We start from the raw sequence: 14178 nt of genomic DNA, 5'->3' as shown, positions 1-14178 counted from the left end.
TTATGCCGGTGCGGTCGCTGGCAAATCTTGTTGTGCGGGATGGCATGATATATCTCAACGTTATGAAACATGCGCTCTCCCTTATCCTACTGGTGCTGTCGGCGCTGCCGCTGACGGCGCATCCGCATATCTTCGTGGATACCGGCCTCGATCTGCGGTTCGATGATCAGAACCGCCTGATCGAAGTACGCATGACATGGGCCTATGACGACCTCTATTCTTTGCTTATCACCGAGGATCGCGGCCTTGATCCCGACTTTGACGGTGTCCTGACCGAAGCTGAACAGGCCGATCTTCAGGGCTTCGATATGAACTGGAGTGAGGGGTTCAACGGCGATCTGGTGATCTTGCAAGATGGTGCACCGCTTGCGTTGTCTGGCCCCATGCAGGCGACGGCGGTTTATGCCGACGGTCGCATCACCACGACCCATGTGCGTCGCGTCAGTGGTGCGGAAGAGGCCGGCGTGATCGAAGTGAAACCCTACGACAAAACCTATTACACGGCCTATGACATCACGCTTCCAGTGCAGATAGAAGGGTCTGATGCTTGTGGCAAACGGATCGAGGTGCCGGATGTCGCGGCGGGTCTGGCCGCGATGGGTGACCAGTTGAACCAGATGGACGCTTTCATGACCGATGAGGAATGGGCCGCGATGCCGGACCTCGGCGTTCTGTTAACCTCGACCGTGGTGGTGACATGCGATATTTCCTGAGCATTGCCGCGCTTGTTGTGATTGCTGTGCTGGGCTGGCTTTGGTTCAGCGGCGGCTTTGACAGGCTGGGCTATTGGGCGGCGCTTCAACAGCGCGATTTTCAGAACGGCATCGCAGGATCATTGCGCCAGATACGCGGCGGCGAAAGCGGCGCGATAATCGCGCTGCTGGGGGGGTGTTTTGCCTATGGTCTGGTCCATGCGGCGGGGCCGGGGCACGGGAAGGTTCTGATTGGTGGCTACGGATTTGGCCGCAAGGTGCCGATGCTGCGCCTCTCGCTGATCGCGCTCGCCGCCTCGCTAGGGCAGGCGGTCACTGCGGTTGTTTTGGTCTATACGGGTGTTTTGCTGCTCAATCTTGGACGTCAGGCGATGGTGGATGTGACCGAAGCGGTGATGGCACCGCTCAGCTATGCCGCAATTGGATTGATCGGACTTTGGCTGATGTGGCGGGGTCAGCGCAAGCTCTTGCCGAAGCACCATGATCATGCCCATGACCACGGACATGATCATGCACATGAGGGTGACAGCGCAGTCTGTGCCAGTTGTGGGCACGCCCACGGCCCCTCTCTGGAAGAAGTGCAGCAGGCGACCACCCTGCGCGAGGCACTGGTCCTGATTGGCGGTATTGCGATGCGGCCTTGTACGGGGGCGCTTTTTGTCCTGATCATCACATGGCAGATGGGCATTGGTGGCCTTGGCATTGCAGGTGCCTTTGCGATGGCCTTTGGCACAGCGCTGATCACGATATTCGTGGGCCTCGCAGCAGGATCATTGCGAGGCGGTATGCTTGCAGGTCTAAGTGGATCACCGCAAGTGGCGCGCGCTGGCGCAGCCGTCGAGTTTGTGGCGGGTCTCACCGTGGCTCTGCTGGCCACCGGTCTACTGTTGCGCGCGCTTTAACGACGTCCTTCGCGCAGCCATGCAGCGGTGATCAACCCCGCCGAAAGGAGCAAAACGAGCCATCCCGGCAGGATTGCCGTCTGCCGGATGTCACGGGTCTCATAAGCACCACGCGGCGTGATCCCGATCCATCCACGGCCGGCAGCGGGTCGCCCGACCCGGACATCGCGCACACGCGGAAGGCCTTCTTCGACCCGTGCAACACCGCCACGCTGTGCGCTTACAAGCGGATTAAGCGCGTCGGCGCTGGCAATCGTTTCAACAAATTCTCGCGGGGCGGCGGGGCCAAGGCCGATCACCGCTGTTTGATCGCCGTTGTCCAAGCGGTACAGCCCAATCTCCGGCCCTTGATAGGTGCCTTCGAACACACCTGCGCTATTTTCGGTCAGGGGCACTTCGATTACGCTGCCATCGGGGGCTGTCACTGTGACGGGTGGCACCGTGGCTTCCAAGGTCCGCCGCGTGATGCGCATGGATTGACCATCGGCGTTTGCGGTCAACGCCTCCTCTTCCAGCTCCGGCTCTTTCATCATCCAGTGGGCGAGCCTGCGCAGCAGTTCCAACTGCGGTCCGCCGCCCTCATATCCACGGCTCCACAGCCATGCGTGATCCGACGCCAGCAGGGCAACGCGCCCTTCCTCCACCCGGTTCAGCACCAGAAGGGGCCTCCCATCGACGCCCTCCATCACCACATTGCCTTGGGGATCGGAGACATCAATCTGACGCAACCAGCGGCCCCAATCGCCGCCATCCGGCATGTTCGTTGTCACAGGATGCCGCTCTCCCAGATCGGTAACCTTGGGCAAATAGGGTTCTTCAATGACCCGCGCTGTCGGATTGGCGGGTAAAACGCTGCCCAGTGGTGACCGATAAATACTATCGGCGGCGGCAAAGTCCGGACCGGCGGCGACCAGAACCGCGCCGCCATTGCGCACATAATTTGCCACGTTATCGAGGTAGAGTGACGGCAGAATACCACGCCGCTGATAACGGTCAAAGATAATCAGATCGAAATCCTCGATCTTTTCCATAAACAATTCGCGTGTCGGAAAAGCGATCAGCGACAACTCGTTCACCGGCACCCCATCCTGCTTTTCCGGCGGGCGCAGGATAGTGAAATGTACCAGATCGACAGAACTGTCTGATTTCAGCAGGTTACGCCACGTTCTCCCGCCGGGATGCGGCTCTCCGCTGACCAGCAACACACTCAGGCGGTCGCGCACCCCGTTCATCTGGATCAGCGCGGTATTGTTGCGGTCAGTCAACTCGCCCTCGGCTTCGGGCAGGGAAAACCGGATCACGTTGCGCCCGCCATGGGGCAGGGTGATTGGCAGCTCAAGATCCTGTCCAATCGGCACGCGAAAGGTCTGTGCCGGCTCTCCGTCAATTGAAATCTCAAGCGGTGCAAGGTCCTCGCCCGCTGGCGCAGCCCCCAGATCGTCGATGCGTAACGTGAGGGTCACAGGTTCGCCAATGATGGCAAAGGCAGGCGCGTTGCGGACACTCAGGCGGCGGTCCCAATCCGTTTCTTCGCCCGTCATAAGCAAATGCATGGGCGCAGGCAGATCAAGGGGCAGATCGGCGTCATGCACACGCCCGTCACTGATTGCCAGAATGCCAGCGACCCGCGCGCGTGGCTCTTCGGCGAGGGCATCCGCGATGGCGGTCATGAGTTCGGTGCCTGCATCACCCGCGCCATCGGGCACGGACACCCGCCGCACTTCGGTATTGGAGCGGGCAGCAATCTGCGCAGCCAGCGTATCCGCCGCCTCTGTACTTTGCCCGGCGCGGTTGCCCAGCCGTTGGCTCGCGCTTTGGTCTTCGACCAGCAGAACGATATCGCTCAGCGGGGCGCGGTCTTCCTGCTGATAGGAAGGGTTGGCCAATGCGCCCAGCACCACCAAGGCCGCCAACCCGCGCAGCGGCCAGCCGTTCAACCCTCGCAAGATGGCAAGGATCAAGCCCAGCAACGCAATGATCGTCACCACGATCAGCAGCGACGTGGGGATCAGTGGATCATAGACGAGTGTTGCGGTCATTGTCCCAGCCGATCCAGAAGAGCAGGCACATGCACCTGATCTGATTTATAATTGCCCGTCAGCACATGCATGATCAAGTTCACGCCAAAACGGTTGGCAAGTTCGCGCTGCCGTTCGCCGGCATAGCCGCGCCCGATCGGCACCAAAGGACTACCATCGCTGCGCACGGCCCAAGCCGCAGCCCAGTCGTTGCCGCCGATTACCACGGGTGTCACCCCGTCGTTGAGATTGCGGAACGGCATCCCTTCGATCTGTTCGGCATTGGGGGGTGCCGCCTCGACCCAAACATCGCGGGAATTATGGCGGCCCGGAAAGTCCTGCAGGAGGTAAAAGGTGCGGGTAAGCACATGGTCGCCCGGCAGAGGCTCCATCGGTGGGATGTCCAGAGGTGCGGCAAGGTCTTGCAGCTTGCGCCCATTCGGGCTGGCCGCACCGAAGCCGGCGATATCTGCATCCCGCGTATCAAACAGGATTAACCCGCCCGAGCGGAGGTAATCGTTCAACTTGGTATAGGCTTCCGCCGAAGGGCGTGGCTGGTCAGGAGTGACAGGCCAATAAAGGATGGGAAAGAACGCCAGTTCATCCGTTTCAAGGTCAACCGCCGTTGGTGGTGCCGGTTCGATAGAGGTGCGGAAGAACAGCGTGTCGGACAGTCCTTGAAGCCCGGCGGCCGCGACCTCGTCCACGCGCGGGTCACCGGTCAAGACATGCGCCAGTGTCACCTCGGTTGTGGCACCTAGTGCAAATTCATCTGCCTCGGTTTGGGCATTCGCTTGAGGCGCAAAGCCGGGTACCAGAAGTGCCGCCAGGATCAACGCTGCTGTATTGCCGCGGTTCAGAAGCCGACCCGATAGCGCCAAGGACGCGACCACATCGGCCAGCAAAAGCAATATGGAAAGGCTTAGCAGCCAACCCGCCACGGGCTGTTCAGGGGCGACGGCAAGGCCGCGCACCGGCACATCCGAGGGCCATGTCGCGGGCGTTAGCGTATCATCAGCACGAAAGACATTTCGGGCCAGCCGCCGATCGCCGGACCGATAAATACCGGGGCGCAAGGCCGGACCGGCAGGCGCACCAATCAGATCTGCCCCGTCCACGCCCGGAAGCGTGCCTGCATCCGACAAAGCACCGTAGCCGTCCATCACACGTTCGGGTGTCCAAGTCGTGCCTGCAAGATCCCCCGCATCGGGCGATGCCGCAGCAGAGGACACCGCCAGCCGCTCCATCATTTCGACAAACAAGCCAGATAGCGGCAGTGTCGACCATTCGGCCGTAGCGGTTACGTGAAAAAGCACGATCTGGCCTTGGCCCAGCGTCTTGCGCGTGACCAGCGGCGTGCCGTCGCTGAGCGAGGCAATCACGCGGTTCGCTAATGTGGGATCCGGCTGTGCGACCACTTGTGCAGATACTACAACGTCATCCGGTATATTCAGCCCAAAAAAGGGCGAGGTTTCTTTGAAGGCATCAAGAGATTTTGGCTCACCCCAACTCATCGCGCCGCCAACGCTGCGGCCACCGGCCCGCAAGCGCACCGGCATCAGTGGATCTTCGTCAAAGCGGCTGATGTCGCTTGCAGCGACGCGCGGCCCGGCAAAACGGACCAGCATGCCGCCTTCTTCGATCCACTCAAGCAGCGGCGCCGCTTCGGCTTCGGCCAGGGTGGCCACATCGGCCAGGACAATCACATCGGGGTTGGCCGGAAGGACATCTGCGATGGACCCGTCGATCAGGTCTGCCGTCGGGGCCAATGCCTGTTCGATATAGTGGAGGGGGGCCAGCAGTTGCAGGCCTTCGCGGTCATTGCCTGCCCCGATCAGCGCCACTTCGCGGCGACGCAAGGCATCATCCACCAAAGATACCGCCCCGGCGGAACGTTGCCCCGCAATTGTGAAGCCGGTGATCCGGGCGCGCAGTTCGGAGGGAAGGGAAAGCTCGGCCGTTGCCCTAGTCGCGCTTTGGTCAAACGCCGCTGTGGCGGTTGCCAGAATACGCGCATTGCCAGCTGGATCGCGGCCTTCGGCGCGGATCACGACCTCTCGCGCCAGACCGGGGGCCGCACGGGTCACGCTCAGTTTGACAAGGCTGTCTTCGTAGGTGGCGGGAGCGATGGCCAGCACGTTGGCGGCGGTTTGATAGACCTCAACACTGCCCTGCGCCTGCATGGCGCTCAGAACGCGATCTCGGCCCTCATACTCCAGCGCATCGCTGAACCACAGGGTGTCAAATGCATCCAGTTCCGCCATGATCTCGACCGAGCGGTCGATGTTTTCCTGCGAAGGTTGCCAGGCGGCAGGCGTGAAACCGGTCAACCGGCTGCGCCAAACGTCAGCAGATTGGAACGCAGGCGCATCCGGGCGGCTGAGCGCCAGAAAACCCACGGGGCGTTCGGCGCGGCTGGCACGGGTCAGCTGTGCCTCGATCGCCTGTGTCTGTTCCGGCCAGCGGGTGGCACCGGCCCATGTGCCATCAAGCACGATTAACAGGGGGCCATTGCCTTCGGCCTGATCGACTTCGGGGTTCAGGACCGGCCCGGCAAGACCCAGTATGATCGCGGCAACCGCCAACATCCGCAGCAATAACAGCCACCATGGCGTGCGGTCTGATACGGTCTCGTCGTCGCTGAGACCCAAAAGAAGCGCCACGCCGGGAAAGCGGCGGCGGATCGGGGCCGGGGGCACGGCCCGCAGGATCAACCACAGGATCGGCAACGCCAAGAGAGCCGCCAGAAGCCAGGGTGCGGTAAATCCGATGCCGCCCAGAACTGTCATGCCGCCACCCCCGCACGCGCATCAAGCGCGCCATAAAGCCACAAAAGCGCCGATTGCGCCGAGGCATCCGTGTGGTGCAGCCCGTATTGCCAACCTGTCAGTGCGCAAAGCCTTTGCAATTCATCCTTGCGGGCAGCCAGCTGCTCCAGATAGCGGCCCTTCAAGTCATTTGCCTTCAGTGTCTCATGGCTCAGCGTGCCGCCCATGCTTTCGAATATGGTACGGCCGGAAAATGGAAATGATTCCTCGGCCGGGTCCAACACATGGTAAATCACGCCGCGCACACCGCGGTCGGCGGCTTTGGTCAGCGCTGTTTGCACGCCTTCCAGATCGCCCATGAAGTCGGAGATAAACACCGCTCGCGCATGGGGGATCATCGCGCGATGTTCTGGCGGGCTGTAATCCGTGGCATCGTCTTGGCAAAAGAGTTCGGCCAGTCGCAACACCTGTGGATTGCCGCTGCGGGGAGGCAGGGTCGTACCCGTGAGCCCGACCCGTTCACCACCGCGCAACAACATGATGGCAAGGGCCAGACCCAAAAGCCGTGCGCGATCCGCCTTTTGCGGCAGCCCCTTGCCGGAAGCAAAGCGCATCGAGGCACCTTGATCGACCCAAAGCATCACCGATTGCGCGATCTGCCATTCGCGTTCGCGCACAAACTCCTGATCCCCCATCGCAGAACGGCGGTGGTCGATCATACGCCGACTGTCGCCTTGCTGTGCCGGGCGATACTGCCAGAAATCATCACCCGTCCCGGCACGGCGGCGGCCATGCGCGCCCAATAAAACAGCACCCGCCAAATGTTCGGCGCGGGCAAGCAAGGCTGGCAGGCGCGAAGCCTGATCCTCTGCATCACCGCGCAGGTTGCCAGGAGTGTATGCCCCCAAGGGGAGTGGTTCGCTCACGCTGCGGCTTTCGCACCGGTCAGGCGGGTTGCGGTCTGTTCGATCAGATCTTGCAGGCTGTCACCTCGTGCCCGTGCTGCAAAGTTCAGGGCCATTCGGTGCGACAGCACGGGCCGCGCCATGTCGATCACGTCTTCTGCGGAGGGGGCCAAGCGTCCATCAAGCAGCGCCCGCGCGCGTACCGCCAGCATCAACGCTTGAGAGGCGCGGGGGCCGGGGCCCCAAGCGACCGTATCCTGAACCTGCTGGCTGGCACCCTCTTCGTGCGGACGGAAGGCGCGGACCAGATCAAGGATCATCTCGACCACCGACTCGCCCACGGGCATCCGCCGCAGTAGGCGTTGGGCATCCAGCAGTTCCTGAGTGGTAAAGACCTGATTTGCTTGCCCATCACTGTCGCCCGTGGTGGCAAGGATGATATCCCGCTCTGTCTGGCGATCCGGATAGGCCACGTCGATTTGTACCAAAAAGCGGTCCAATTGCGCTTCGGGGAGGGGATAGGTGCCCTCCTGTTCAATCGGGTTTTGTGTCGCGAGCACATGAAACGGAATACCCAGTGTGCGGTCCTGCCCCGCGACAGTCACGGTCTTTTCCTGCATTGCCTGCAACAACGCCGACTGTGTGCGAGGCGAGGCGCGGTTGATTTCATCCGCCATCAACAGCTGACAGAAAACCGGCCCTTCGACAAAGCGGAAGGCACGGCTGCCATCTTCGGCGGTGTCCAGCACTTCGGACCCGAGAATATCGGCGGGCATCAGATCGGGGGTGAATTGCACCCGGTTGCCGTCCAGTCCCATCACCGTGCTGAGCGTTTCGACAAGACGCGTTTTGCCCAAGCCCGGCAGACCGATCAGCAAGCCGTGACCACCGCACAACAGGGCCGTCAACGTCAGGTCCACAACCCGCTCCTGGCCGATGAACCGGTTGGTGATCGAGGTCTTCGCCTCGGCCAGTTTGACGCCCAGCGCCTCGATCTGCGCTACCATGTCTTCGGCTTGGGTCATGACAATGTCTCCAACGGGATTATATGTGTTGATTGTAAACCTATCTCTTTAACTGGAAATGGCAAAAGCTATGAGCGGACAAAAAACCGTTACCCCAACAGCCAGTGGCCTTGCGGCTTCTGTAAATGCCGTAAAAACGCGCGGTTTGCCCCCGGTGGACAGCTGGAACCCGCCGTTCTGTGGTGACATCGACATGCATATCGCGCGGGACGGGACGTGGTTCTACGAAGGAACGCCCATCGGGCGGCCCGGACTGGTAAAGCTGTTTTCGACGATTCTGTTGCGTGAGGGCGACAATTACTTCCTCGTCACGCCGGTCGAGAAAGTCGGCATCACCGTTGAGGATGCGCCCTTCGTGGCGGTGGATTTCGATTCGTCTGGCACCGGTAAAGATCAGGTGCTGACCTTCACCACCAATCTGGGCGATGCTTCTGAGGCCGGCCCTGCGGCCCCGATCCGCGTTGAACGAGATCCTGAGACAGGCGAGCCGGCCCCCTATGTCCTCATCCGTCGCAATCTTGAAGCGCTGATTGACCGCAAAAGCTTTTACCGGCTCGTCGAGTTGGGCGCACACCATGATGGATGGTTTGGCCTGTGGTCAGGCGGTGAATTCTTTGGCATCATCCCTTCAGATGAATTGCCAGAAGATGCCTGATGCCCCTGAAATTCGCAGCGAACCTGACCCTTTTGTGGCCAGAGCTCCCTTATCTTGACCGGTTTTCCGCTGCCGCGGATGCGGGGTTCGACACGGTAGAGATCCTGTTTCCCTACGACCTTGCCGTCAAGGAAACCCAACAGGCGCTTTTGGCCAACGGTCTGCGCCTGATACTGATCAACGCGCCGCCGCCCAATTATACGGGCGGGCCGCGCGGGTTTGCAGCGCAGCCGGAACATGTGGACCGGTTTCGATATGATATGAAGCGTGTCTTTCGCTATGCTGAGGCGCTGGGCGTTCGGATGATCCATGTGATGACAGGTGCCGCCGAAGGGGACGAGGCCCGTGCGGTTCTGATCGACAATATGCGCTGGGCAGCAGGCGCCGCCCCCAAAGGTCTCACGCTGATGCTGGAGCCGCTGAACCCGGTCGCGCAGCCCGGATATTTCTTGAACGACTACGCGCTGGCCGCAGGTGTTTTGGACGAACTGTCCCTGCCCAATGTCGCGCTGCAATACGACAGCTACCACGCCCAGATGATCCACGGCGATGCACTGGCAGTCTTTGACGAATATCTTCCGCTGATCGGCCATATCCAGATCGGAGACAGCCCCGACCGTGGTCCGCCCGGTGCCGGAGAGGTGGACTTCCCCGCACTTTTTGCGCGTATCGACGCATCAGGTTATGACGGCTGGATCAGCGCCGAATACCATCCGGGCGGCAAGACCGAAGATACGTTACATTGGAAAACAACATGATACCGGCCCGCTTTGCATCCGTTGTCTTCGGCTTCATTTTGTCAGGATTGATGTCATTTCTGGTATCAGGCATCGCCACGATACGCACTGCTGGCGTCCCGCCGGATTTACTTTCGCTTTGGGTGGGGGCCTGGGTGCCAAGCTGGCTTATCGCCTTTCCTGCGGTGCTGGTTGTCGCCCCTCTGACACGGCGGTTGGTCGGCAAACTGGTCCGGCAGGAGCCATAACTATTCAGGGAACCGCACGGGCGCATTTTCTGGCTGCCACGGGTCGTATTTCAGCATGATCCGCGCAAATCTGTCGGACGCGAGGAAGGTGCCCAACCAGTCCTGAACAGAGGGCCAGTCCTGCGCATCGAACCATTCCTTGTCGATCATCGCGAACTGCCGCACGAAGGGCAGGATCGCATAATCAGCCAAAGTGGGCTTACCAAAGATATACCCGTGCAATTGTGTGTTCAGATCGGTCAGGAAGGACGACGCGATCGTGCGATGCTGCTCGGGGTCTTCATCGGGATAGCGTGTCGCGTATTTTGTCCGGTCGAGCGCCGATTTGAACGGTCCGTCAAATCGAGCAATCAGATCGCGGCCAAGGGTGGGCATATCCAACCATCCTTCGGGATCATTCCGGGCCAATGCCCAGTCCATGATATCAAGGCTTTCGTCGATGGTTTGCGCGTCCTCTACCAGACAGGGCACCGTCGCACTGGGAGAGGCGTCCAAGAACGCCTGCGGTTTGTCGCGCAAAACGACTTCGCGCAGGTCCACCGACACGCCTGATACATCCAGTGCCAAGCGGGCCCGCATGGCATAGGGACAACGGCGAAAAGAATAGAACGTAGGAAGACTGCCCGTGGAACCGCTCATGCTGTGGCATCTTCCTTGAGTTGACGCAGAATAGACCGGTGGTTCCACCCGCCGCGCAGCTGTCGCGTCAGCAGGGTCGTTGGCTGGAACGTGACGTTGCCTGATGGATCATCTTCGCGTTTGAACACACGGCTAGCAATGACAAGTTTGGTGGCATGTCCCGATGCGGCACCGATGCTCAACTCGATCTGCTCGACGCGGCAATCCTCCGCCAGCCCGAGCCGCCGTTCGGCACGCCAGATCAAATCCCGAAAACTGCCCAGATCCATGTATTCACCGCTTTTCAACGGGCCCAGCGTGGTGCGTTTGATCGGATCATCCAACGTGTCGAGGTTTAATTCCTCGCGGTCGATAACCGATGCCTTGTAAGGTTTCCCGTCGATCGTCAGCTTTGCCAGCGCTGCGATCACATAGATCGGCTCGGTGCCCATATTGGTCACAATGCAGCGGGCGCGGTCATCGCTGGCAGCACCATGGCCGATCATGATCACCGCCTGCCGTTGGCGCACAAATCCCAGATAGAGGATTTGTAGGTAGGCCAACCAGACGACCGCCGAAACCAGTCCAAGACCCAGCTGGAGAATGTCCGCGTTCTGTCTTATCCAATCCATCTGCGCTCCTCCATGCCTGATCTGGACCTAACGCAGCGCGGCGCGATCCGGGTCCGTTCCGGAGCAAGATTAGTGCGCTTCCGCCCAGTTTGCGCCTTGCCCCGCATCCACCGTCAGTTTGACGTCCAGTTGGACGACAGGATCATTGGCATTCTCCATCACGTCGCGGGCCGCAGCGATCAACGCTTCCTCGTGACCTTTTTCAACCTCGAACAACAATTCATCATGGACCTGCAACAGCATGGCTGCTGGAATGTCGGCAATGGCGTCGGGCATCCGGATCATCGCACGGCGGATCACATCGGCAGCCGTGCCCTGAATTGGCGCATTGATTGCTGCGCGGGCTGCAAACCCGGCGCGTGGTCCTTTCGAAGCAATCTCGGGCGTATGGATCTTGCGTCCGAACAACGTTTGAACAAACCCATGTTCCTTGGCGAACTTCTTGGTGTCGTCCATGTAGGTTCGAATGCCGGGGAAGCGTTCGAAGTAGCGGTCGATGAACCCCTGCGCCTCGGCCCGTGGAATGCGCAGGTTCCGCGCCAGCCCAAAGCCGGAAATGCCGTAGATCACACCAAAGTTGATCGCTTTGGCCTGCCGCCGGACTTCTGGCGTCATCTCGTCCAGTGGTACGCCAAACATCTCGGAGGCGGTCAGCGCGTGGATGTCGATGCCATCGGCAAAGGCTTTCTTAAGCTCGGGAATATCCGCGATATGGGCCAGAATACGCAGCTCGATCTGGGAATAATCCAGCGCGACAAGTGTTTTGCCTTCCTCCGCAACGAAAGCCTCGCGGATGCGGCGGCCTTCTTCGGTGCGGATCGGGATGTTCTGCAGGTTCGGATCGGTTGACGCCAGCCGCCCCGTCGAGGCCCCCGCGATGGAATAGGACGTGTGCACCCGGCCCGTGTCCTTATTGATATGGTCCTGCAACGCGTCTGTGTAGGTGGATTTCAGCTTGGACAACTGCCGCCAGTCCAGAATACGTCGCGGAAAGTCATGCTCAGTGGCGAGGTCTTCCAGAATGTCCGCCCCGGTCGAATATTTGCCGTTCGCGCCCTTCTTGCCGCCCTCCAGCCCCATATCCTCGAACAAGACCTCACCCACTTGCGCGGGCGATCCGACGTTGAATTTGCGGCCTGCAAGCTCATAAATCTCATCTTCAAGCCCCGCCATCTTTTGCGCGAAGGCATTCGACATCCGGCTGAGTGTATCACGGTCGACCTTGATGCCAGACCGCTCCATCGCAGCAAGCACCGGCACCAGAGGGCGCTCAAGCGTCTCATAGACTTTCGTCACCTGCGCGGTATGCAACTGCGGTTTCAGAAATTGCCACAGGCGCAGGGTGATATCGGCGTCCTCTGCAGCATATTTCACAGCTTCCTCGAGCGGCACCTTGTCAAAGGTAATCGCGCTTTTGCCCGATCCCAGCAACGGTTTGATCGGGATAGGTGTATGGCTCAAATATCGCTCCGACAGCGCATCCATACCGTGATTATGCAAGCCAGCGTGCTGGGCATAGGACATCAGCATCGTGTCATCAAAAGGTGCAACTGCGATGCCGATCTGGGCAAAAATCTTGGCGTCGTATTTCATGTTCTGGCCGATTTTGAGGATCGACGGATCCTCCAGCATCGGCGTCAGCATTTTCAGCGCCTCTTCAAGCGGCATTTGCCGCTCTGCCAGTTCATCCCCGCCAAACAGATCGTCGCCCCGGTTGGCCTTATGTGTCAGCGGAATGTAGCAAGCTTTGCCCGGCGTGGTGGCCAATGAGATACCGACCAACTCGGCAGTCATTTCGTTCAGCCCGGTGGTTTCCGTATCAACCGCAACATAGCCGACCTCGTAAATCGCATCGAGCCAGCCTTGCAACGCAGCCGCATCGCTAACCTGAGTGTAGGCGGTGGCGTCGAAGGGCACGTCATCCAGCTTGGGTGCATCCGGCATCGGTGGGGCGTCAGCGATGACAGGGGCTTCCGCCCCCAACTGATCGGCTACACGTTTGGACAGGGTGCGAAATTCCATCTCGGCCAGAAAGTTCAGTAGTTTATCAGGATCGGGCGTGCGCACCTCCAGATCGTCCAGCGTAAAATCCAAAGGTGTGTTTTCATCCAGTAGAACCAGCTTCCGCGACAGCCTGATCTGTTCGGCGTGCTCAATCAGTGTCTCGCGCCGCTTGGGCTGTTTGATCTCACTGGCCCGCTCCAGCAGGCTTTCCAGATCACCGTATTCATTGATCAACAGCGCCGCCGTCTTGATCCCGATGCCGGGTGCGCCGGGCACGTTGTCTACGGAATCGCCCGCCAGTGCCTGCACATCCACCACGCGGTCAGGATAAACGCCGAATTTCTCGAACACCCCTTCGCGGTCGATGGTCTTGTTCTTCATGGCGTCTAGCATTTCCACACCGTCGCCGACCAACTGCATCAAATCTTTGTCCGAACTGATGATGGTACAGCGGCCACCTGCCGCCCGCGCCTGCACGGCGAGCGTGGCGATGATGTCATCGGCCTCGTAACCCTCCTTCTCCTCGCATGCGATGTTGAACGCCTCTGTGGCGCTGCGGGTCAGGGGGATTTGCGGGCGCAACTCTTCCGGCATCGCCTCGCGATTGGCCTTGTACTGGTCGTACATGTCATTGCGAAACGTGTGGCTGCCCTTGTCGAAAATTACCGCAACATGGGTGGGCGCATCGGGGCCGGTGTTTCCCTCCACATAGCGGTGCAGCATATTACAAAACCCCGCCACAGCCCCGATCGGCAAGCCATCGGACTTGCGCGTCAAGGGCGGCAGGGCGTGATAGGCGCGAAAGATAAACGCAGAGCCGTCAATCAAATGCAGATGATGGCCTTTGCCGAATGTGCCGGACATGAACGTGCTCCCCTCAGATGCGCATATTCCGTCTTTTGCCACGATGCGGAGTCGCCCGCCAGCGCGCAATGGCTGTCGGCAAGGCGCGT

General features: G+C 60.2%; 12 protein-coding genes. 5 read left to right on the top strand and 7 right to left on the bottom strand.

The annotated features are described in order from the left end of the window. Positions 1–44 precede the first annotated feature (44 nt). Both Z945_RS0100925 and Z945_RS0100920 read left to right on the top strand, forming a co-directional pair. A complete protein-coding gene (locus Z945_RS0100925; protein WP_241434445.1) occupies positions 45–713 on the top strand; it encodes a DUF1007 family protein in 669 nt (222 codons plus the stop codon). Beyond that, entirely contained in the window at positions 698–1615 is a 918-nt protein-coding gene (locus Z945_RS0100920; RefSeq protein WP_025050250.1) for a nickel/cobalt transporter, read from the top strand. Before Z945_RS0100925 ends, Z945_RS0100920 begins: the two co-directional genes overlap by 16 nt. On the opposite strand, the gene Z945_RS0100915 is transcribed toward Z945_RS0100920, so the two are convergent. The 4 genes from Z945_RS0100915 to Z945_RS0100900 are packed head-to-tail and all read right to left on the bottom strand — an operon-like array spanning position 1612 to position 8331. Further along, complete coding sequence (locus tag Z945_RS0100915) at positions 1612–3654, bottom strand: membrane protein (protein WP_025050249.1); 2043 nt, start codon at positions 3652–3654, stop codon at positions 1612–1614. The two genes, Z945_RS0100920 and Z945_RS0100915, sit on opposite strands and share 4 nt — an antisense overlap. Beyond that, positions 3651–6422 (bottom strand): DUF4159 domain-containing protein, encoded by a 2772-nt coding sequence (locus tag Z945_RS0100910; protein ID WP_025050248.1) that lies wholly within the window; start codon positions 6420–6422, stop codon positions 3651–3653. Before Z945_RS0100910 ends, Z945_RS0100915 begins: the two co-directional genes overlap by 4 nt. After that, positions 6419–7327: a DUF58 domain-containing protein gene (locus Z945_RS0100905; protein ID WP_025050247.1), complete on the bottom strand. Its 909-nt coding sequence runs from the start codon at positions 7325–7327 to the stop codon at positions 6419–6421. The genes Z945_RS0100910 and Z945_RS0100905 overlap by 4 nt, the downstream gene beginning before the upstream one ends. Further along, the gene (locus Z945_RS0100900; RefSeq protein WP_025050246.1) at positions 7324–8331 is read right to left on the bottom strand and encodes an AAA family ATPase; all 1008 of its coding nucleotides are present in this window, start codon (positions 8329–8331) and stop codon (positions 7324–7326) included. Before Z945_RS0100900 ends, Z945_RS0100905 begins: the two co-directional genes overlap by 4 nt. Positions 8332–8401: 70 nt before the next feature. Here Z945_RS0100900 and Z945_RS0100895 point away from each other — a divergent pair, with 70 nt between their 5' ends. The 3 genes from Z945_RS0100895 to Z945_RS0100885 are packed head-to-tail and all read left to right on the top strand — an operon-like array spanning position 8402 to position 9971. Then, a complete protein-coding gene (locus Z945_RS0100895; RefSeq protein ID WP_025050245.1) occupies positions 8402–8986 on the top strand; it encodes a DUF1285 domain-containing protein in 585 nt (194 codons plus the stop codon). Next, the gene (locus Z945_RS0100890; RefSeq protein ID WP_025050244.1) at positions 8986–9744 is read left to right on the top strand and encodes a hydroxypyruvate isomerase family protein; all 759 of its coding nucleotides are present in this window, start codon (positions 8986–8988) and stop codon (positions 9742–9744) included. The genes Z945_RS0100895 and Z945_RS0100890 overlap by 1 nt, the downstream gene beginning before the upstream one ends. Beyond that, positions 9741–9971: a DUF2798 domain-containing protein gene (locus Z945_RS0100885; protein ID WP_025050243.1), complete on the top strand. Its 231-nt coding sequence runs from the start codon at positions 9741–9743 to the stop codon at positions 9969–9971. The genes Z945_RS0100890 and Z945_RS0100885 overlap by 4 nt, the downstream gene beginning before the upstream one ends. Here Z945_RS0100885 and Z945_RS0100880 read toward each other — a convergent pair whose 3' ends face one another. The 3 genes from Z945_RS0100880 to polA all read right to left on the bottom strand — a co-directional run bounded on the left by Z945_RS0100880 (position 9972) and on the right by polA (position 14089). Then, the gene (locus tag Z945_RS0100880; protein WP_025050242.1) at positions 9972–10610 is read right to left on the bottom strand and encodes a glutathione S-transferase; all 639 of its coding nucleotides are present in this window, start codon (positions 10608–10610) and stop codon (positions 9972–9974) included. Then, entirely contained in the window at positions 10607–11221 is a 615-nt protein-coding gene (locus tag Z945_RS0100875; RefSeq protein ID WP_025050241.1) for a hypothetical protein, read from the bottom strand. Before Z945_RS0100875 ends, Z945_RS0100880 begins: the two co-directional genes overlap by 4 nt. 69 nt (positions 11222–11290) lie before the next feature. Beyond that, a complete protein-coding gene (gene polA, locus Z945_RS19180) occupies positions 11291–14089 on the bottom strand; it encodes a DNA polymerase I (RefSeq protein ID WP_037970199.1) in 2799 nt (932 codons plus the stop codon). Positions 14090–14178: the final 89 nt, after the last annotated feature.

The sequence above is a fragment of the Sulfitobacter noctilucae genome (assembly GCF_000622365.1).
Classification (GTDB): Bacteria; Pseudomonadota; Alphaproteobacteria; order Rhodobacterales; family Rhodobacteraceae; genus Sulfitobacter; species Sulfitobacter noctilucae.
Note: the sequence above shows the minus strand (reverse complement) of the source record. Positions and strands in the feature narration are given on the sequence as shown.

Excerpts from the sequence above, each read along its gene's own strand:
- polA (WP_037970199.1), bottom strand. The coding sequence starts at position 14,089 with ATGTCCGGCACATTCGGCAAAGGCCATCATCTGCATTTGATTGACGGC.
- Z945_RS0100915 (WP_025050249.1), bottom strand. The coding sequence starts at position 3,654 with ATGACCGCAACACTCGTCTATGATCCACTGATCCCCACGTCGCTGCTG.
- Z945_RS0100875 (WP_025050241.1), bottom strand. The coding sequence starts at position 11,221 with ATGGATTGGATAAGACAGAACGCGGACATTCTCCAGCTGGGTCTTGGA.
- Z945_RS0100880 (WP_025050242.1), bottom strand. The coding sequence starts at position 10,610 with ATGAGCGGTTCCACGGGCAGTCTTCCTACGTTCTATTCTTTTCGCCGT.
- Z945_RS0100910 (WP_025050248.1), bottom strand. The coding sequence starts at position 6,422 with ATGACAGTTCTGGGCGGCATCGGATTTACCGCACCCTGGCTTCTGGCG.
- Z945_RS0100925 (WP_241434445.1), top strand. The coding sequence starts at position 45 with ATGATATATCTCAACGTTATGAAACATGCGCTCTCCCTTATCCTACTG.
- Z945_RS0100920 (WP_025050250.1), top strand. The coding sequence starts at position 698 with ATGCGATATTTCCTGAGCATTGCCGCGCTTGTTGTGATTGCTGTGCTG.
- Z945_RS0100895 (WP_025050245.1), top strand. The coding sequence starts at position 8,402 with ATGAGCGGACAAAAAACCGTTACCCCAACAGCCAGTGGCCTTGCGGCT.
- Z945_RS0100900 (WP_025050246.1), bottom strand. The coding sequence starts at position 8,331 with ATGACCCAAGCCGAAGACATGGTAGCGCAGATCGAGGCGCTGGGCGTC.
- Z945_RS0100890 (WP_025050244.1), top strand. The coding sequence starts at position 8,986 with ATGCCCCTGAAATTCGCAGCGAACCTGACCCTTTTGTGGCCAGAGCTC.
- Z945_RS0100885 (WP_025050243.1), top strand. The coding sequence starts at position 9,741 with ATGATACCGGCCCGCTTTGCATCCGTTGTCTTCGGCTTCATTTTGTCA.